Consider the following 2133-nt stretch of genomic DNA (forward strand, 5'->3'; position numbering starts at 1 on the left):
GTACGCGTCACCTACAAAGAGCACACGCTGGCGGCCAACGTCGAGCGTCTGACCTTCACCGGCACCGGCTCGTTTACCGGCGCGGGCAACGACAGCGACAACATCATCACCGGCGGCGCGAGCAACGACATCCTCAAGGGCGGCGGCGGTGCCGACCAGTTCTTCGGTGGGGCAGGCATGGACACCGCGTCCTACGACGACAGCACCGTCGGCGTCACGCTTGATCTGAAGACCGGAATCAACAGCGGAATCGCTGCGGGCGATGTCTATAACAGCATCGAAGCGATTGCCGGCTCGAAGTACAACGACACGTTCTTTGCTGACAGCCGAGTGTTTGCTTTCGACGGTGGCACTGGCTTCGATACGGTCGACTATTCAACCTCAGCCGAGGCCGTCAATGTCGAGATTCGTCCGGGCACCAGCTTGGCGGGAACCGGTGGCGATGCGCAGGGCGATACCCTGACCAACATCGAAAAAGTCGTCGGCTCGGCCTTCAACGACACCTTCACCGCCGCGGCTATCAGCTACGCGACTTTCGAGGGCGGTGCCGGTGATGACATCTACTACGTCAACGGCGGTGGCGTAACGATCATCGAACAGGCGGGTGGTGGTAACGACGAAATTCGCGTCAGCTGGAATACCCACACGATGGCAGCCAATGTCGAGCGCATGACCTACACCGGGACCGTTGCGTTTACCGGTTACGGGAATGCCGGCGACAACATCATGACCGGTGGTATCGGCAACGATGTGCTGTATGGCGGTGGCGGTGCCGACCAGTTCATCGGCGGTGCGGGCATGGACACGGTGTCCTATGACGACAGTACCGCAGGCGTCAGCATCAACCTGAAAACCGGTGTCAGTACCGGGATTGCGATGGGCGATACTTACAACAGCGTCGAGGCAATGACGGGCTCGAAATTCAACGATGTCTTCGTTGGCAGCTCTGTGGCGCTCGCAATCAACGGGGGACTCGGCCTGGATATGGTCAGCTATGAGTCCTCGGACAGCGCGGTCACCATCGACCTGAAAACCAACGCCAACGCCGGCGATGCAGCGGGCGATACGTTCGCCGGGATCGAGATTTTCCAGGGCAGTCGTTTCGCTGACACGTTCCTCGGTTCGACCGCCAACGACAACTTCGTTGGCGGAGCAGGTGCCGACGTGTTCGACGGTCGTGAAGGCATCGACACGGTGTGGTACGCCAACAACACCACCGCCGTGAATATCAACCTGCAGACCGGCGTCAGTCAGGGTGGCGATGCCGAAGGCGATGTATTCATCAATGTCGAGAGTCTGATCGGGACAAGCTTCAATGACACGCTGACCGGCAATGCTGCCGCCAATGGTCTGGAGGGCGGTCTGGGTAACGACGTCATTTATGGCGGAGACGGCAACGATGTCATCTATGGCAGCCTGTACACCCCGCTCGGACCGTTCGCTGTGAATGTTGCAGCGGGTGGGCCGCAGGCCGACCTTCTGTATGGCGGCAATGGCAACGACACCATCGTTGCAGCGCCCGATGACCGTGGCACCCAGGCCTTTGGTGAAGCCGGCAATGACACCATTACCGTGGTGTATGGCATGGCTGACGGTGGTGAAGGCGACGATCTGCTGACCGGCACTGGCGCCGGCTTCTCGCTGTTCGGTGGAGCGGGTGCTGACAAATTGCTTCTGCAGGGGCCCGGCTCGGCGTTCGGCGGCGAGGATAATGACACCTACACCGTCAATACCTCGAGACTGGTCACCATTCAGGACAATGGCACCAGTTCCGGCGACAAGTTGATCCTGACGAACATCAGCGCTCAGCAACTGCTGCTTGATCGGGTCGGCAATGATCTGTTCCTGCATCAGTACAGCGTCTTCGAAGGTCAGACTCCGGAAGACGGCGTGCGACTGAAGGACTGGTTCGCCGGTTTCAACAATATTGAATATATCCAGACGTCTGACGGCAAGTACATCAACCTGCCAACCGGCAATGACGGGTTCGCCATGTTTGGCTGATCCGCCTGATTCGCTGAGATCGTTCAATCAAAGGGGTGAGGCCGGCAACGGTCTCATCCCTTTTTTTAAGGGCATGTCTCGTCCTGAATAAGGTTTACACCTTCTGACCCATTCTCAGGAGGGAGTAAT

The 2133-nt window shown here is 58.8% G+C and carries 1 protein-coding gene; it reads left to right on the plus strand.

The window, feature by feature from the left end; genetic code table 11:
- Positions 1-2004, plus strand: a 2004-nt coding sequence (locus QRN46_RS28580; RefSeq protein ID WP_285358782.1) for a beta strand repeat-containing protein, incomplete at its 5' end; no start/stop codon positions are given.
- Between the last annotated feature and the right edge of the window lie 129 nt (positions 2005-2133).

Source organism: Pseudomonas sp. lyk4-R2A-10 (assembly GCF_030209075.1).
In the GTDB taxonomy this organism is placed as follows: domain Bacteria; phylum Pseudomonadota; class Gammaproteobacteria; order Pseudomonadales; family Pseudomonadaceae; genus Aquipseudomonas; species Aquipseudomonas glycinae.